Origin of the sequence: Kitasatospora hibisci (assembly GCF_043950205.1) — a bacterium.
GTDB classification, from domain to species: domain Bacteria; phylum Actinomycetota; class Actinomycetes; order Streptomycetales; family Streptomycetaceae; genus Kitasatospora; species Kitasatospora hibisci.
Map to the genome: position 1 here is coordinate 4,190,405 of NZ_CP171642.1, position 16,517 is coordinate 4,206,921.

The following is a 16,517-nucleotide window of genomic DNA, read 5'->3' on the forward strand; positions in this document are numbered from 1 at the left end:
CGCCCCCACGTGCGACGAAGGGACGAAGCCCACCTCGACCCCCGGGGCCAAGCCGCCGTGAAGGAACGCCCGCTATTCTGCGCGAGTGGACTACAACCAGCTGGCCGTCAACCTGCTCGACGCCAAATCACTGATCTCGTCCCTCGGTGCCATCGGGCTGATCGCGATCATCTTCGCGGAGACCGGCCTCCTGGTCGGGTTCTTCTTCCCGGGTGACTCGCTGCTGATCATCGCGGGCGTCGCCGCCTCGAACGCCGCCTCGTCGGTACTCGGTGACGGCACCAAGCTGCCCATCGCCGCCCTGTTGATCGGGGCACCGCTGGCGGCCATCGCGGGCGCACAGCTCGGGCACCTGATCGGGGTGAGGGTCGGACCGAAGATGTTCGACAAGCCCGAGTCGAAGATCTTCCGCCGCGAGTACGTGGTGAAGGCGGAGGAGTACTTCAACAAGTTCGGGCCCGGCAAGGCCGTGGTGCTGGCCCGCTTCATGCCGATCGTGCGCACCTTCCTCAACCCGGTCGCGGGCACGCTGGAGATGCCGGCCCGGACGTTCTTCCTGTGGAACGTGGTCGGCGGTGTGCTGTGGACCGAGTCGATGCTGCTCATCGGCTACTTCTTCGGTGACGCGCTGGCCCCGGTGATCGACAAGTACCTGATCCCGGCCGTGCTGCTGATCGTGCTGCTCTCGATCTCGCCGATCCTGGTGGAGATCGTCCGCGAGCGTCGGAAGAAGAAGGCCGGGGGTGCCGAGGATCCCGCTGCCGGCGACGCCGTCCAGGCCGGCGGGCGCCACCGCCGGGCCTGAGTGCCCCGGCCGTTCGCATCGGTTGCCCCGGGGCGCGTCGGACACGGCCCGGGGCGACCGGACGATCAGAGACCCAGGTCGTCGAGGGTGTAGGCGGTGACGTAGGGCAGGCCCTCCGCCTCGACCGCGCCGGCGCCGCCGCGCTCCACGATCACCGCGACGCCGACCACCTCGGCACCTGCCTCGCGGAGCGCCTCGACGGCGGTGAGCACCGAGCCACCGGTGGTGGAGGTGTCCTCGACGGCCAGCACCCGGCGGCCCTTGACCTCCGGGCCCTCGATCCGGCGCTGCAGGCCGTGCGCCTTGCCCGCCTTGCGGACCACGAAGGCGTCCAGCTCGCGCCCGCGCGCGGCGGCGGCGTGCAGCATCGCGGCGGCGACCGGGTCGGCGCCCAGGGTCAGACCGCCGACGGCGTCGTACTCCAGGTGGGCGGTCGCGTCCAGCATCACCCGGCCGACCAGCGGGGCGGCCTGGCCGTCCAGCGTGATCCGGCGCAGGTCGACGTAGTAGTCGGCCTCCTTGCCGGAGGAAAGGGTGACCTTGCCGTGGACGACGGCCTTGTCCTTGATCTGTGCCAGCAGGGCGTCGCGGTCGTTGCTCATGAGCGTCCAGTCTAGGGCCTGCGACCTGCCGGGCTAGCGGCGGCGCAGCGCCCGGGCCAGCACGACGGCGCCGCCGAGCAGGGCGACCCCGCCGCCGATCACCCAGGGCACGGCGCTGCGGCCGCCCGGGCCCGGCACCACGATGCCGCCGGCCTCGCCGCCCCAGCGGGAGGCAGCACGGGCACGGGCGCTGCGGGCGGGCAGGGCGGGGGCGTAGCGGCCGCGCGGCGGGGCGTGGTCGACCTCCTCGGCGGAGCGGCCGACGATGCTGCGGCGGACCGGACCGCCGAGCACCGGCTCCTCCTCGTGCTCGAAGGGCAGCCCGGCGGGGAGCCCGGTGGCCGGCTCCGGCTCCGGCTCCGCCCCGGCGGCCGGGCGGTCGTCCTCGGCGGGCTCGGCGCGGTCGTCGTCCTCGTCGGGGCCTCCGGTGGGGAGGCCGAAGCGCTCGGCGTCGGCGTCCGAGAAGGCGATGAGGTCGGAGAGGTCGTCGTCCACGTCCTCGCCGGGGGCATCCTGGTGGTCCTCCAGGAACAGCACGGTGGCGGTGGCCTCCTCGGCCTCCTCGGCCTCCTCGGCCTCCTCGGTGCCGTCGTCCGAGGCGGCACCGTCGTCCTCGGTGCCGTCGTCCGAGGCGGCACCGTCCACGGTCTCGTCGGTCTCCTCCGCGGTCCCGGCCCTTTCGGTGCCGGCGGCACCGGCCTCGGCGGCCTCCGGAGCGGTCCCCGCACCGGAGGCATCCCCGGCGCCGGCGTCCACGTCGGCCTCGGCCTCGGCCTCGCCGTCCGACTCCGCCGCGCCGTCCGGTGCGGCGAGTGCGGCGGCGAAACGGTCCAGCAGGCGGCGGCCGGTCGCGGCGAGGGTCTCCTCGTCGAACTCGGTCAGCCGGCCGGTCGCGTCCAGCTCGCCGGTGAAGCGGACCACCGTACTGCCGTCCTCGGCGCCCCCGGCGACGCTGACCCGGACGGTGGCGGTCGCCTCGCCGCTGCCGCGGGCCTCCTGGCCCTCGGCGAAGACGGTGAGCACGCCCTCGCGGCCCTCGATCAGCGACAGCACCCCGCGGTAGGTGATGGTGGAGGCGCCGATCCGCAGCTTCAGCCGTCCGCCGATCTCCTCGGCCGGTCCGCTGCCGGCCGCGGCGGGTTCGGTGCTCAGCCCCGGCACGCAACGGGCCAGCAGAGCCGGATCCTGCAGGGCCTGCCGGACCTGCTCGGCCGGCATCGGGACGACAACCTCATGCTCCATGGCACGGAGCCTACCGACCGAACCCCCGCCGGTCCCCGATGCGGCCCCACCTTTTGTGCGGTCCTCCCCGGCCGGCCCCGCGGCCGGTCCGCCGTCACCGCGGCCCCAGCAGGGTGAGTGCGGCCGGCGGTCGGGCCGGGCGCAGGGCGGTGAGACGGGCGGCGGAGGCCCGCAGGCCGTCCGCGGTCAGCGCGCGCGGCGGCGGGGCGTCCGGAGCGAGCCCGAGCGGGGGCTGGGCCGCCGACGCGAGCAGGAAGGCCTGTCCGGGCTCCGCATCCGCCGCCGCGCGCTCCGCCGCCTTCTCCGCCGGACCGGGCGGGCAGCTCGCGGTGGCGCCGCCCGCCACGGCGTAGGGGATGGTCCGCAGCCCGGCGGCGCGCAGGCCGGACTCCACCTGCCAGAGCTCCTCCCGCTCGCCGCCGGCCCGGACGGCGAACCGCCCGCCGGGGGAGAGCAGCCGGGTGGCGAGTCCGTAGAACTCCTGCGAATGGAACTTCACCGTCCCGCTGTCGGCCGGCACCGGCAGGTCGGCGAGCACCACGTCGAAGGTCCGGCCGGAGGGCCGGACGCCGCGCAGCCACTCCAGCGGGTCGGCCTCGGCGACGCGGACCCGCGGGTCGTCCAGCGAGCGGCCGGAGAGCGCGGCCAGGCCGGGGTCGGTGCGGGCCAGCCTGGGGAGCGCAGGGTCGGCGTCGACGACCAGCACCGAGCGGACGCCGCCGTGCCGCAGCACCTCGCGCAGGGCGAGCCCGTCGCCGCCCCCGAGCAGCAGGACCCGGGCGTCCGGACCGGCCGCCATCGCGGGGTGGACCAGCGCCTCGCTGCCCCGGTACTCGTCCGGTCCGCAGACCGCGAGCCGACCGTCCCGGTAGAGCCGCAGCGGCCCCTCGGCGGGGCCGGTGAGCACGATCTCCTGGTACCGGGTGTGGGCCGCGAAGCGGACCTGGGTGCCGTACAGGGCGCTGCGTGCGGCGCGTTCGATCGCGCCGGACCCCGCGGCGGCCGCGGCCAGCAGGGCGAGGACGAGCGCGCAACAGCCCCAGAGCAGCAGCCGGACCCGGGGCCCCGGTTCCTCGCGGAAGAGCCAGAGCACCACGGCGGCCCCGGCGACGGCGTTGACCGCCCCGGTGACCAGGGCGCCGGTGCCCGGGCCGAAGGCGGGCAGGATCAGGAACGGGAAGGCGAGCCCGCCGATCAGCGCGCCCACGTAGTCCGCGGCGAACAGGTCGGCGGCGGCCCGCCCGGCGTCCTCGCGCCGGATCCGCTGGATGAGTGTCATCAGCAGGGGGATCTCGGCGCCGATCAGGATGCCGATCAGGCAGGTCAGGCCGACCATCGCGGCCTGGTAGCGGCCGGTCCAGGCCCAGCACGAGTACAGCGCGAGGACGGAGAGCCCGCCGGTGAGCGCGAGCGTGCACTCGACCAGGGCGAAGAAGGTGGCCGGGCGGCAGGTGAAGCGCTTGGCGAGCAGCGAGCCCAGCCCCATCGCGAACACCATCACGGAGAGCACGACCGAGGTTTGGGTGACCGAGTCCCCGAGCAGATAGCTCCCGAGCGCCACGAGTTCGAGCTCGTAGACGAGTCCGCAGGCCGCGCAGACGAAGGCGGCCAGCAGGACGGCGAGGCGGGCGCGCCTCGGGTGCGCGCGCAGCCGGGACGGACGGCGGGCGGGCTGGGGCGTCAGGCTCCGCTCGGACCGGGGTGGGCTGCCGCCGTCGAGATCGAGCCCCTGTGCGGGTGGACCGGCCGGATGGTTGATCACGAACAAACGCTAGGGGACGTTCGGCACGGATGGCTGCATCCATTCGACGGACAGTGCGATGCGCCTGGTTGACGAATCGTTCCTGCGTGCGACCGGGCAACGGATCCGTGGCCTAAGACGGCATCGGCATCGGCGGGTGCCCTCATCCCGCCAGCACCAGCGAGGAGCGGGTGCAGACCAGCTGTCCCTCCTGCGGGTAGGCGTGCCAGGTCCGCCAGAGCAGCCGGTCCGCACCGCCCTGGGTGACCAGCGCGGTGAAGGCGCTCGGATCGCCGGGGAAGACGCCGGCCAGCCCCCGCGGGTGCCCCTCGACCAGGGCCAGCAACTCCTGGGCGCGGGCGGCGAACTCGTGCGGCGGCAGGACTTCGATCCGCGCGGCGAACTCGTACTCCCAGCCGTCCACCTGCTTGGCCACCCGGGCCGGCAGCGGGGTCCGCCGCCCGGGCAGGCAGGCGACGGTCTCCAGGCACTTGCCCGGCCCGGCGGCGATCACCACCTGGTGGGAGGCGCCGAGCAGGCGCAGCTGGACGGTGCCGGGCGGGCCGGGGCGCCCGGCACCGTCCATTCTCAGGTCACGGACCGCGAGAGCGGGCAGCGGTTCGCCGCCCAGGCACCAGGCCAGGTCACCGGCGCGGGTGTCCGTGTAGGAGGTCTGCAGTGTGGTGAGCATGCTCGGCTCCGCGTTTCAGCTCCGTGCGCGCCCGCCGAGCAGCAGCGAGTAGGCCCAGTCAGAGGCGAGGCTGTTCGTGGCTGTGCGGTCCAGGGCGCGGCCGACCGTGGAAGGAAGGATTCCGGCTGGAGATTCAGCAGCAGAGAAGCATGAATACGCCGGGCCCGTCGGTGATTTACCCAACTTTGTCAAGCATTCACCGTTTCGAGCACACCCGCTTCCCCGCTCTGCTCGACCCGGTGTGCGACTCTGCACCGCGCGCGCTCCTCACCCCGGCCTGCGCGCCGTGCACGCAGGCCGTGCGCCGTGCTCGGGGTCTGCACGCCCCATGCCGGCGGAGTGCCGCGCGAGCGGTGGCGTGCGAAGGGCCGCGGCCTGCCAAGGGGGCATGACGAATGTCCGAAAGGCAGCAAACCCCCTTCCGTTCGGGCAAGTTGACGACGCGTTGGAACCTCGCGGCGGGTCGGGCCGGGCGTCAGATCCGGGCGAGCCGGGCGACCGCCTCCCGCAGTACCTCGTCCTTCTTGCAGAAGGTGAACCGGACGAGCGGGCGGCCGGCCTCCTGGTCGTCGTAGAAGACGGCGTTGGGGATGGCGACGACGCCGCAGCGCTCCGGGAGGGCTCGGCAGAACTCGACGCCGTCCTTCTCGCCGAGCGGGGTGATGTCGGTGGTGATGAAGTACGTGCCCTCGGGGTTGAAGACGCGGAAGCCGGCCGAGGCCAGACCGCCGGCGAGCAGGTCGCGCTTGCGCCGCAGGTCGGCGCGGAAGTCCTCGAAGTAGGCGTCGGGCAGACGCAGGGCCTCGGCCACGGCGTACTGGAAGGGGCCGGCGCTGACGTAGGTGAGGTACTGCTTCGCCGTACGGACGGCGGCGACCAGCGGCGCCGGGGCGGTGACCCAGCCGACCTTCCATCCGGTGAAGGAGAAGGTCTTGCCGGCGGAGGAGATGGAGACGGTGCGCTCGCGCATGCCGGGGAGGGCGGCGATCGGGTGGTGGGCGCCGGCGAAGACCAGGTGCTCGTAGACCTCGTCGGTGACGACCAGCAGGTCGTGTGCCACGGCGAGTTCGGCGATGGCGGTCAGCTCATCAGGAGCGAGGACGGTGCCGGTGGGGTTGTGGGGGGTGTTGAGCAGCAGCAGCCGGGTGCGCGGGGTGATCAACGCCCGGAGCTCGTCGATGTCGGGGCGGAACGACGGCGCTCGCAGGGTGAGCGGGACGCGGGTGGCGCCGGCCATGGCGATGCAGGCGGCGTAGGAGTCGTAGAAGGGTTCGAGGGCGATGACCTCGTCGCCGGGCTCCAGCAGGGCGAGCAGCGCGGCGGCGATGGCCTCGGTGGCGCCGGCGGTGACCAGGACCTCGGTGTCCGGGTCGTAGGCGAGACCGTAGAAGCGCTGCTGGTGCTCGGTGATCGCCTGCCGCAGCTCGGGGATTCCGGGGCCGGGCGGGTACTGGTTGCCGCGGCCTTCGCGCAGCGCCCGGACGGCCGCCTCGCGGATTTCCTCGGGCCCGTCGGTGTCGGGGAAGCCCTGGCCGAGGTTGATCGAACCGGTGGCGGTCGCGAGCGCGGACATCTCGGCGAAGATCGTCGTGCCCAGCCCGTCCAGCCTGCGGTTCAGCAGCGGCCTCGTACCCATTGCGGCTCCTCACGCTTCGGTGTCGGGCCCCATCCTCGGGCCGGGCGGGGGCCGCGGACAAGGACGGCCCGCCACCGGGTGCGCCGGTGGCGGGCCGTACGGATGCGCGGGGCCGCGGGATGGCCGCTGGGGCGGCGGGCCGGGCCCTCGGGCGCCGGGCTCAGGCCTCTTCGGTGCCCTCGGGGGCCTCGCCCTCGCCCTCCTCGCCCTCGATGTCCTTCTGCAGGCCGAGGCGCTCGATGATCCACTGTTCGAAGCCGACGGCGGCCTGGGTCCAGTTGGCCGTGGTGGTCACGAAGTAGTCCAGGTTCACGCCGGTGCCGACGATCATCTGGGCCTCGCCGATCAGGCGGACCACGCCGTCCTCGTGGGTGTGGGTGTAGACCTTGGGCCAGAGGGTCTCGCGGTTCCACTCGTCGATCAGGTCGAGGATCTCGCCCTTGGCCTCCAGCGGGTACGGGCGGTCGTAGAACGCCCGGACCGCGAAGAGCTCCTTCTGCTCGCCGCGGAACATGTAGTAGACGCGGAAGCCCTCCCAGGGGGCGGTGAGGTCGCCCTCCTCGTCCACGACGTGCTTCAGCTGCATCTGGTCCAGCAGCTGGGTCACCAGCGCCTGGTCCGGAACGATGATCGGCGGCGGGCCGGCCGGCTGCCCGCCCTGGCCGCCGGGCTGCCCGCCCTGCGGCAGGCCGAACGACGGGATGGACGACGGGTCGATGCTCATGGGGGGTCCTCTTCCTCAGTGCACGTGGTGGCCGGCAATGAGAGGCCGCCCTTTCCACCTCCCATCCTGCCTCATTCGGGCCCGGCCTCACAGGGGCGGCCCGCACTCGGAGGGATCTTGGCCGGAGCGTCCCGGGAGGCCTCGGCGACCCGGGGTGAGCACCCGGTCGGCCGTCGCCGCGTGGCGGTGGGCCGCCCCTTCGGAAGGGGCGGCCCACCGGGTCGCGGGCTCCGGCCGCTACTTCTCCAGCGGCCCTCGGGCACGGACGGTGAGGTTGTCGGCGGCCTCGTCCCGTTCGACCAGGACGGTGTCGCCGTCGTGCACCTGGCCGGAGAGGATCGCCCGGGCCAGCTGGTCACCGATCGCGGACTGCACCAGCCGCCGCAGCGGGCGGGCGCCGTACGCCGGGTCGTAGCCGGTGAGCGCCAGCCAGTCCCGCGCGGCCTCGCCGACCTGGAGGGTGAGCCGGCGGTCGCGCAGCCGCTCGCCCAGCCGGGCCACCTGGAGGTCGACGATCCGGCTGAGCTCGGCGGTGCCCAGCGGGTCGAAGACCACGATGTCGTCCAGCCGGTTGAGGAACTCCGGCTTGAAGGCCGCCCGGACGGACTCCAGCACCAGGGCCTTCTTCCGGTCCTCCGGGGTGGCCGGGTCCACCAGGAACTGCGAGCCCAGGTTGGAGGTGAGGATCAGGATCGCGTTGCGGAAGTCCACGGTGCGGCCCTGGCCGTCGGTGAGCCGGCCGTCGTCCAGCACCTGGAGCAGCACGTCGAAGACCTCGGGGTGGGCCTTCTCCACCTCGTCGAGCAGCACCACGCTGTACGGGCGGCGGCGGACCGCCTCGGTGAGCTGGCCGCCCTCCTCGTAGCCGACGTACCCGGGCGGGGCACCGACCAGGCGGGAGACCGAGTGCTTCTCGCCGTACTCGCTCATGTCGATGCGGACCATGGCGCGTTCGTCGTCGAAGAGGAAGTCGGCAAGCGCCTTGGCCAGCTCGGTCTTGCCGACGCCGGTCGGGCCGAGGAAGAGGAACGAACCGGTCGGGCGGTCCGGGTCGGCGATGCCCGAGCGGGTCCGCCGCACCGCGTCCGAGACGGCCTGCACGGCCTCGCTCTGCCCGATCAGCCGTCGGCCCAACTCCTCCTCCATGCGCAGGAGTTTGGCGCTCTCGCCCTCCAACAGCCGGCCGGCCGGGATGCCCGTCCAGGAGGCGACCACGTCGGCGACGTCGTCCGGGCCGACCTCCTCCTTGACCATGGAGGCGGAGGAGTCCTCGTCGGCGGCGCGCGCCTGGGCCTCGGACAGCTCCCTCTCGGCGGCCGGCACCTCGGCGTACATCAGCTTGGAGGCCCGCTCGAAGTCGCCGTCCCGCTGGGCGCGTTCGAGGGCTCCGTGCAGGTCGTCCAGCCGCTCCTTGAGCTCGCCGACCCGGTTGAGGCTCTTCTTCTCCTGCTCCCACCGGGCCGTCAGCACGGTCAGGTGCTCGTTCTTGTCGGCGAGATCGCGCCGCAGCCGGGCCAGCCGGTCGACCGAGGCCGGGTCGGACTCCTTCTCCAGGGCCAGCTCCTCCATCCGCAACCGGTCGACGGCGCGCTGGAGTTCGTCGATCTCGACCGGGGAGGAGTCGATCTCCATCCGGAGCCGGGAGGCGGCCTCGTCGACCAGGTCGATCGCCTTGTCGGGCAGGAAGCGGGAGGTGATGTAGCGGTGCGAGAGCGTCGCCGCGGCGACCAGGGCGGCGTCCGAGATCTGTACCTTGTGGTGCGCCTCGTAGCGGCCCTTGAGCCCGCGCAGGATGGCGATCGAGTCCTCCACGCTGGGCTCGCCGACCAGCACCTGCTGGAAGCGGCGCTCCAGGGCCGGGTCCTTCTCGATCCGCTCGCGGTACTCGTCCAGCGTCGTGGCGCCGACCATGCGCAGCTCGCCGCGGGCCAGCATCGGCTTGAGCATGTTGCCCGCGTCCATCGCGGAGTCGCCGCCGGCTCCGGCGCCGACCATGGTGTGCAGCTCGTCGATGAAGGTGACGACCTGGCCGTCGCTCTGCTTGATGTCGTTGAGGACGGCCTTCAGCCGCTCCTCGAACTCGCCGCGGTACTTGGCGCCGGCGACCATCGCCCCGAGGTCCAGCGCGACCAGGCGCTTGCCGCGCAGCGACTCCGGGACGTCGCCCGCGACGATCCGCTGCGCCAGGCCCTCGACCACGGCGGTCTTGCCGACGCCGGGTTCGCCGATCAGCACCGGGTTGTTCTTGGTGCGCCGGGAGAGCACCTGGACCACCCGGCGGATCTCCTGGTCCCGCCCGATCACCGGGTCGAGCTTGCCGTCCCGGGCGGCCTGGGTGAGGTCGGTGCCGTACTTCTCCAGCGCCTTGTAGGTGCCCTCCGGGTCCGGCGAGGTGACCCGGCCGCTGCCGCGCACGTCCTTGAAGGCGGCGAGCAGGGCCTTCGGGGTGGCGCCCTGCTGCACCAGCAGCTCGGCGACCGGCCCGCCCTCGTGCGCCAGGCCGACCATCAGGTGCTCGGTGGAGACGTACTGGTCGTCCAGGTCGTCCGCGCGCTTGCCGGCCTCGGTGAGCACGGCCAGGGTGTCACGGGCCAGCTGCGGGGCGGCGACGGTGGAGCCCATCGCGCTGGGCAGCGCGGCCAGTTGCCGGCGGGCCTCGGCGTCGATCCGGGCCGCGTCCGCGCCGACCGCCTCCAGGAGGGGTTTGGCGATGCCCTCGGGCTGTTCCAGCAGGGCGATCAGGATGTGCACCGGCTTGACGTCCGGGTTGCCCGACGAGCCGGCCTGCCGGATCGCGGCGGACAGGGCGTCCTGCGTCTTGGTGGTGAACTTGCTGGCGTCCACTGCTGGGGTGTCCTCCTCGCTCGTGCGGAGCGCTGTGTCCGTGCGCTCAGCTGTGCCGGTGCCCGCTGCCCGTGGTCCTGCCCCTCGGCCGGCCATCGGAGTCAGGGGCATCGTGCTGCCGGGTAGTGCTGATGCATACAGCATGCACTAAGTTGAGTCTATTCCGCTCAACTTTCGGAGACTTTCCGGTGAACGGCTCCGGAGCGGTGCGGGCGCAGGGGCCCGGCCGTCCGCCGGGTCAGCGTCAGCAGCTCCCTGGCCGGCCCGCCGGGCCGTTGCCCGGCGGGCCACACCGCCCGCAGCGGACGCCGCAGGTCCAGCTCCTCCGCCAGCGGCACCGCCACCAGCCGCCGGGTCGCCAGCTCCTCCACCACCGCCAGCTCGCTCAGGCAGACCGGCCCGGCCCCGGTCATCGCGGCCGCCTTGAGCGCAGTCGACGAGGCCAGCTCCAGCCGCGGCCGCGCCGCGCCCCCGAACGGCGCCAGTGCCGCCTCCAGCACCTCGCGGGTGCCCGAGCCGGGCTCGCGCAGCACCAGCGGGGTCGCGGCCAGCTCCGCCCCGGTCAGCCGGGCCCGGCGGCGTGCCCAGGGGTGGTCCGGGGCCACCACGACCACCAGCCGGTCGGCGGCCACCACCGCGCCGGCCAGGCCGGCCGGGGTGGACGGGCCCTCGACGAAGCCGAGGTCCGCCTCGCCGGCCAGCACGTGCCCGGCGACGTCCGCCGAGTTCGCCGTCCGCAGCGTCACCGCGGTCCCCGGGCTGGACTCGTGCAGCGCCAGCAGCCAGCCCGGCATCAGGTACTCGGCGACGGTCAGGCTGGCCACCACGACCAGCCGGGCGTCCCGGCGCTCGCGCAGCGCGTCGATCCCGGCGTCCAGCGCCTGGGCGGCCTCCACCACGTGCCGGGCCCACTCGACCACCAGCCGGCCCGCCTCGGTCGGCCGGCTCCCGCGTGGCGAGCGGTCCAGCAGGGGCACGCCGATCTGCCGTTCCATGCCCTTGATCCGGGCGCTGGCGGTGGGCTGGCTCACGCCCAGCTCGGCCGCCGCCCGGCCGACGCTGCCCAGCCGGGCCACCGCGATCAGCAGCTCCAGCGCACCGAGTTCGGGGACGCGCGGGGAGAGGGTCATAGGTTCAGCCTATGCCGTCATAGAGAGCCCGGCGCTACCGGCATCCGGCTCGGGCGGCGACGGTGGATGCCATGGCCACCCTGATCAGCGCCCGACCGCTCGCCCGCACTCCCCGCCCCGACCTCGCCCAGCTGGGCCCCAACTGGTACGCGGTGGTCATGGGCACCGCGATCGTCGGCAACGGGGCGGCCGCCCTGCCGGTCGGGGTACCGGGGCTGACCGGCTTCTCCGAGGTGATGTGGGCGCTCGGGCTGGCCGGACTGCTGGTGCTCGGCGCGGGGCGGCTGGTCCACCTCACCCGGCACCGCGCCGCCGCCCGGGCACAGCTGCTGGACACTCCGGCCACCGCGGTCTTCTACGGCTGTCCGCCGATGGCCCTGATCTCGGTCGGCCTCGGGACCCTCGTGGTCGGCTCACGGGTGATCGGCGCCGGTCCCGCCGTCGCACTGGACGCCGTGCTCTGGACCGCCGGGACCCTGTACGCGCTGACCGTCGCGGCCGGCATCCCGTACCTGATGATCACCCGGCACCGGGTCTCCCCGCTGGAGGCCAACCCCACCTGGCTGCTGCCCGTGGTCGCCCCGCTGGTGGCCTCCGCGGCCGGTCCCGCGCTCGTTCCGCACCTGCCGGCCGGCACGGCGCAGCAGGCCATGCTGTACGGCTGCTGGGCCCTGTTCGGCGTCGGCCTCCTGGCCACCCTCGCCCTGCTGCCGGTGGTGTTCACCGGCCTGGTCCACAGCAAGCTGCCCGCCCTGGTGCTCACCCCGTCGCTCTTCCTGGTGCTCGGCCCGCTCGGCCAGTCCACCACCGCCCTCCACCAGCTCGCCGACGCCGCCCGCCCGGTCACCCCGAAGCTCGCACCCGCCGCACTCGCCCTCGCCGAGCTGTACGGCGTCGCGGTGACGGGCGTCGCGATGCTCTGGCTGGCCGTCGCCGCCGCCGCCAACCTGCGGGCCCTTCGGGCCGGGATGCCCTTCGCGATGACCTGGTGGGCGTACACCTTCCCGATCGGCACCTGCGTCACCGGCGCGGCCGCGCTCGCCCGGCACACCGGCTTCCCGGGCTTCACCGGCCTGGCCGCCGGGCTCTTCGTGCTGCTGGTCGCGGCCTGGGCGGTCGCCGCCGGCGGCACCGCGGCCGGGCTGGCCGGCGGGCGGCTGCTGGCGCGCTGACGGGCGCACCGGGCCGCCGGGCCGTGCGCCGGTCTGCGGCCGGGTGGTCCACGACCGAATGACCGGACGGTCGGACTCCACGGCCCGGCCTCGCTGACCAGCCCCTTTACCAGCGGCCGCGGCCCGGCGCGGGAAGGCGCTCCGAGTGGTCGGTGCAGGTTCCTGCAATTGCGGGAACCTGCACTCTGGCGGCACTTGTTCACCGGCCGTCACGCTGTGAGGGTGGAGTCACGCCAGGTCGACCGGGCACCGCAGCCCGTGGTGGCGACTTGCTCTTCAGTACTGGATGCGACAGGTACTCCGTACCTGCATATCGGGGGGAAGAGCGCCGGCCGGGACGCCATGTGTGGTGATGGCCCCCGGGACCGGATCCGGCGAGGCGTTGCTGCTCCGCCTCGCCGGAAGCGCGCAGACCCTGGCGTGGCAACGGCGGCCCCCGGCCTCCCGGCGTGCGACGGCACCCGGGACCCGGGGGTGCGCCGGCGCGCAGTACCGTGATCGCGTGCGGCGCGCGGTGCTGGGATCACGACCGGAAGGCGCGTGGGTACGCGTGGCGCCGGCCCGCCCGAGCGCGGCCCGGCCGAGGCACAGGCACATCCGCGATCCATTCGGCAGGGAGTGTTCCAGGTGACGGCGGAGCCGACGGCCGCCCCGGGCCCCGGCGGGCCCGGCGGCGAACCGGACGAGGCGGCCCGGCAGCTCTACCTGGCCGTCCTCGCCGACGGCGGGCGCATCCCGGCCGCCGACGTCCCGGAGTCCGACCAGGGCGCCCTGCGTCAGCTGGTCGACGTCGGCCTGCTGATGCCCAATCCGATCGACGCCTGCTACGTCGCCGTCAGCCCCCGCTCCGTCAGCGACCGCCTGGGCGCCGAGCTGCGCAGCGAGGCCACCCGGTTGCTGGTCCGCGCGGAGAACCTCCCCGGCGCCCTGGACGGCCTCACCCGGGCCTACGACGCGATGCCGCCCCGACCGCCCGAGCGCTCCGGCGGTGCGGTCTACATCGAGGGCCACGTCCACATCCGGCACCGCATCTCGCAGCTGGTCTCGGACTGCCGCACCGAGGTGCTCACCGCCCAGCCGGGCCACCGCCCGCCGGACGCCCTCAAGATCGCGCTGCTGCAGGACGTCCAACTGCTCCAGCGCGGCTGCTCGCTTCGGACCATCTACCAGCCGATCGCCGTCTCGGAGCCGGCCGCCCGCGCGTACGCGGCCGAGGTCACCCGGCTCGGCTCGGCGATCCGGACCCTGGACGAGCCGTTCCAGCGCCTGTTCGTCTTCGACCGCTCGGTCGCGGTGATCTCCGCCGCCCAGGACCACAGCGCCGCGGCGTTCATCTCCGACCCGTCCGCGGTCGCCTTCCTGGTCAGCGCCTTCGAACGGGACTGGGCCCGCGCCGAGAGCACCGACTGGGCCGCCGCGCACGCCCACGGCACCAGCCGCGACGGGCCCGACCGGGTCGGCCGGCTGCTCGCCCGCGGCCTCACCCAGCGTGCCGTAGCGACCCGCCTGGGGCTGAGTGAGCGCACCGTCGCCGCCCACATCTCCCGTCTGCGGGACCGCCACGGTGCGCAGACCCTCTTCCAGCTCGGCTGGCTGATGCGGGGTGAGCAGGACGGCGACGCGGGGTGAGCGCGGCCGCCCGGTGCGGGCCGCCGCGGTCAGCCGGTGGCCGCGCCGGTGGGCCAGTAGCCGGTCGGGGGCTGCTGGCGCGGGACGGTGAACTGCTCGCCCGGGGCGGTCCAGAAGCCCTCGCGCAGCGAGAGCGCCATGCCGGCCCAGTCCAGGGCGGTCTCCACGGTGTGGTGGAGGGCCTCCTGCGACCAGGTGTCGTCGAAGACCAGCGGCAGGACCGGGGCGACCTGCTCGATGGTGGCGATGAGCGGGTTGTGCGTGATCGCCTCGTCCACCAGCAGCACGATGGGCTTGCGCAGGGCCGAGGCCCAGCCGAGCTCCAGGCTCACGCCCGCGGAGAGCGGCGCACCGACGTAGGCGAAGACCAGGTCGGCGGACTGCAGCGCGCGGAAGTCCGAGGGGACCCGGGGCTCGGGGGCCCGGCCGGACACGGTCCACGCGTCGCTGTGGTGGGCGCTGTACACGGCGGCGCCGCTGCGGAGCAGGGTGGTGCGGAGCGTCGTCAGCCGCGTCCGGCTGGCCAGGGTCACCACGCTGTCCGCCGGGCCGGTCAGCCGCATCAGCGGTGCGGCCAGGAAGACCCGTGCACGCCGGCCCTCGTGGGCCTGGCTGTCGTGGTGACGCAGGTAGGGCTCGGTCATTGTCGACTCCGGGGGAAGGGCGTCGGCTCGGCTGCTCCTGGCCGACACCGGGTGTGGAGATCAGGGCGGGACAATCGCAGGGATTATTCGCTGTTCCAACGCCGGGAAGAGGCGTTAGTTGATCGTCCACCGAGCAGAGTCACCAGTCCACTGATGCCTGGTGGCATCCGTCTGCATGGCAGAGAGATGACACCCTCTGACGTGAGTGCGCCCGTGACAGTCAGAACTGCCGTGTGGCACCATCTGATCGTTTGACGGTGCGTCGCGCGTGTATTCGATCCGACGTGCCACTAGAGGATGAGGTGCGCGCATGTCTCGTATACGTCGGGCTGCTCGGACGGTCATGGTGACGATGGCCGCCGGCGTCCTCGTGATGCTTGGCGCCAGTGCTTTTGCCACTGGCCATCATGCTGATCGTTCCGTTCATGTCAATTACTCGGTTTCCGAGGACGGCGCGAACGGTGTTTCCGATCAGGCTTCCGCTCTGCTGCTGGACCAGGACCACTCCTGGACCTGACGGTCGGTTGGGCTGCGAATCTCGCCGCTCACCCGTTCCCGGGGGCGGCGGGATTGGCAGGCCCGTGGTGGGACTCCCGTGACGACCGCGCCAGCGCGTACCCCAGCTGGAACAGCGATTCCACCTTGTAGTCCTCCCGCATCTCGGCGAGGTGGCGGGCCAGGGTGCGTTCGCTGATGCCGAGCCGGCGGGCGATGACTCTGTGGTTGGTGCCGTCGAGCAGCAGGTCGATGATCGTCTGCCGCATCCGGGACACCACCTGCTGGGGGACGGTCCGCCCGCCGCTGAAGTCGAGCCCGCGGTTCCAGTTGCGCTCGAACACCTCGTGCGTGAGGAAGTGGATGACCGCCGGGTCGTGGATGAACGCGGCCAGGTTCAGGTCCTCGGCCACCGGAATGACGGCCAGCGCCCGGTCGACGATGATCAGCCGGGTGTACGGCTCGTCCAGCGTGCGGAACCTCCCGCCGGCCTCGGTGAGCGTCGCCACGTAGTCTCTGGTCGGCGCGTGGTACCGGGTGCTCGGGTGGTAGATGGTCCGTGCGGAGATTCCCCGCCGCAAATCCTCGATGTCCTCGGCGAGGGTTTGGGAGAGGACCTCCGGAGGCCGGGGACCGCCGGGCTGGGCGGCGAGCACCTCTTCCTTCGCCGAGGCGACCGCGTGATTGATGCGCTGATTGATGATCGCCTTGCCGCGGACGTATTCGACCGTCCCCCCGGTCGCGTCCGGGTTGTGAAAGGCGTCGGCGAGCCCCTGGAGGTCGCCGGGTATGGCTATTGCGCGGGCCAGGAGTTCCAGCGCCTGGCGCTGCCAGGTCGCGCTCAGGCCGGACGAGAGCTGCTGCGGATCGGCGGCCAGCAGAACGTGCGGATCATCTGTGTCGGGGACGAGAAGGCCGATGTCCAGCAGTTCGCTGAGATAGCTGTACTCGGATTCCGCCACTTCCTTGCGCGCGATACGGCCGTGCGTGCGGATAACCGCGAGATAGAGATCGTGGGCGCCTGAGGACAGGGTGCCCTGCGTGCCGACGCCCGCGGTGGAGTCGTCCCTCCCGCTCATTCGCGGCTCCTTCTCGACGACAGATTGGCTCCAGGACTGTACGCGCCCCCGCCGGCGATCTTAGGTCGTGGGTCGGGTTCGGG

At 73.3% G+C, this 16,517-nt stretch carries 14 protein-coding genes; 4 read left to right on the forward strand and 10 right to left on the reverse strand.

All coding sequences use genetic code 11. From position 1 onward, the window contains the following. The first annotated feature begins 85 nt into the window (after positions 1–85). Positions 86–805 (forward strand): DedA family protein, encoded by a 720-nt coding sequence (locus ACF9IK_RS18065; protein WP_395295219.1) that lies wholly within the window; start codon positions 86–88, stop codon positions 803–805. 65 nt (positions 806–870) lie between these two features. On the opposite strand, the gene pyrE is transcribed toward ACF9IK_RS18065, so the two are convergent. The 8 genes from pyrE to ACF9IK_RS18105 form a co-directional block, all read right to left on the reverse strand. Beyond that, on the reverse strand, positions 871–1,407 hold the full coding sequence (pyrE, locus tag ACF9IK_RS18070) for an orotate phosphoribosyltransferase (RefSeq protein WP_395295220.1): 537 nt from the start codon (positions 1,405–1,407) through the stop codon (positions 871–873). Positions 1,408–1,440: 33 nt separating this feature from the next. Continuing rightward, a complete protein-coding gene (locus tag ACF9IK_RS18075; RefSeq protein WP_395295221.1) occupies positions 1,441–2,649 on the reverse strand; it encodes an SRPBCC family protein in 1,209 nt (402 codons plus the stop codon). Positions 2,650–2,743: 94 nt separating this feature from the next. Next, positions 2,744–4,411, reverse strand: a complete 1,668-nt coding sequence (locus tag ACF9IK_RS18080) for a polyamine aminopropyltransferase (RefSeq protein ID WP_395295222.1) — start codon at positions 4,409–4,411, stop codon at positions 2,744–2,746. A gap of 142 nt (positions 4,412–4,553) precedes the next feature. Continuing rightward, positions 4,554–5,081, reverse strand: a complete 528-nt coding sequence (locus tag ACF9IK_RS18085; protein WP_395295223.1) for a DUF2617 family protein — start codon at positions 5,079–5,081, stop codon at positions 4,554–4,556. A 475-nt stretch (positions 5,082–5,556) separates the two neighbouring features. Beyond that, complete coding sequence (locus ACF9IK_RS18090; RefSeq protein WP_395295224.1) at positions 5,557–6,717, reverse strand: pyridoxal phosphate-dependent aminotransferase; 1,161 nt, start codon at positions 6,715–6,717, stop codon at positions 5,557–5,559. Between the two features lie 160 nt (positions 6,718–6,877). Further along, the gene (locus ACF9IK_RS18095) at positions 6,878–7,441 is read right to left on the reverse strand and encodes a YbjN domain-containing protein (RefSeq protein WP_395295225.1); all 564 of its coding nucleotides are present in this window, start codon (positions 7,439–7,441) and stop codon (positions 6,878–6,880) included. A 237-nt stretch (positions 7,442–7,678) separates the two neighbouring features. Next, positions 7,679–10,285 carry an ATP-dependent chaperone ClpB gene (gene clpB / locus ACF9IK_RS18100; RefSeq protein WP_395295226.1) on the reverse strand — a complete coding sequence of 869 codons (2,607 nt, stop codon included), beginning with the start codon at positions 10,283–10,285 and terminating at the stop codon, positions 7,679–7,681. A 167-nt stretch (positions 10,286–10,452) separates the two neighbouring features. Continuing rightward, entirely contained in the window at positions 10,453–11,415 is a 963-nt protein-coding gene (locus ACF9IK_RS18105) for a LysR family transcriptional regulator (RefSeq protein WP_395295227.1), read from the reverse strand. A 71-nt stretch (positions 11,416–11,486) separates the two neighbouring features. On the opposite strand from ACF9IK_RS18105, the gene ACF9IK_RS18110 reads away from it, so the two are divergent. Beyond that, the gene (locus ACF9IK_RS18110) at positions 11,487–12,587 is read left to right on the forward strand and encodes a C4-dicarboxylate ABC transporter (protein WP_395295228.1); all 1,101 of its coding nucleotides are present in this window, start codon (positions 11,487–11,489) and stop codon (positions 12,585–12,587) included. 627 nt (positions 12,588–13,214) lie between these two features. After that, positions 13,215–14,216 (forward strand): LuxR C-terminal-related transcriptional regulator, encoded by a 1,002-nt coding sequence (locus ACF9IK_RS18115; RefSeq protein WP_395295229.1) that lies wholly within the window; start codon positions 13,215–13,217, stop codon positions 14,214–14,216. Between the two features lie 29 nt (positions 14,217–14,245). On the opposite strand, the gene ACF9IK_RS18120 is transcribed toward ACF9IK_RS18115, so the two are convergent. Continuing rightward, on the reverse strand, positions 14,246–14,860 hold the full coding sequence (locus tag ACF9IK_RS18120) for a nucleoside 2-deoxyribosyltransferase (protein WP_238860323.1): 615 nt from the start codon (positions 14,858–14,860) through the stop codon (positions 14,246–14,248). A 343-nt stretch (positions 14,861–15,203) separates the two neighbouring features. On the opposite strand from ACF9IK_RS18120, the gene ACF9IK_RS18125 reads away from it, so the two are divergent. After that, positions 15,204–15,377 carry a hypothetical protein gene (locus ACF9IK_RS18125; protein ID WP_395295230.1) on the forward strand — a complete coding sequence of 58 codons (174 nt, stop codon included), beginning with the start codon at positions 15,204–15,206 and terminating at the stop codon, positions 15,375–15,377. 28 nt (positions 15,378–15,405) lie between these two features. Here the strand turns inward: ACF9IK_RS18125 and ACF9IK_RS18130 are convergent, their stop codons facing one another. Further along, positions 15,406–16,434 carry a helix-turn-helix domain-containing protein gene (locus ACF9IK_RS18130; protein ID WP_395295231.1) on the reverse strand — a complete coding sequence of 343 codons (1,029 nt, stop codon included), beginning with the start codon at positions 16,432–16,434 and terminating at the stop codon, positions 15,406–15,408. Positions 16,435–16,517: the final 83 nt, after the last annotated feature.

Coding starts and splice junctions, on each gene's coding strand:
- pyrE (WP_395295220.1), bottom strand. CDS start 1,407: ATGAGCAACGACCGCGACGCCCTGCTGGCACAGATCAAGGACAAGGCC.
- ACF9IK_RS18075 (WP_395295221.1), bottom strand. CDS start 2,649: ATGGAGCATGAGGTTGTCGTCCCGATGCCGGCCGAGCAGGTCCGGCAG.
- ACF9IK_RS18085 (WP_395295223.1), bottom strand. CDS start 5,081: ATGCTCACCACACTGCAGACCTCCTACACGGACACCCGCGCCGGTGAC.
- ACF9IK_RS18090 (WP_395295224.1), bottom strand. CDS start 6,717: ATGGGTACGAGGCCGCTGCTGAACCGCAGGCTGGACGGGCTGGGCACG.
- ACF9IK_RS18095 (WP_395295225.1), bottom strand. CDS start 7,441: ATGAGCATCGACCCGTCGTCCATCCCGTCGTTCGGCCTGCCGCAGGGC.
- ACF9IK_RS18105 (WP_395295227.1), bottom strand. CDS start 11,415: ATGACCCTCTCCCCGCGCGTCCCCGAACTCGGTGCGCTGGAGCTGCTG.
- ACF9IK_RS18110 (WP_395295228.1), top strand. CDS start 11,487: ATGGCCACCCTGATCAGCGCCCGACCGCTCGCCCGCACTCCCCGCCCC.
- ACF9IK_RS18120 (WP_238860323.1), bottom strand. CDS start 14,860: ATGACCGAGCCCTACCTGCGTCACCACGACAGCCAGGCCCACGAGGGC.
- ACF9IK_RS18125 (WP_395295230.1), top strand. CDS start 15,204: ATGGTGACGATGGCCGCCGGCGTCCTCGTGATGCTTGGCGCCAGTGCT.
- ACF9IK_RS18130 (WP_395295231.1), bottom strand. CDS start 16,434: ATGAGCGGGAGGGACGACTCCACCGCGGGCGTCGGCACGCAGGGCACC.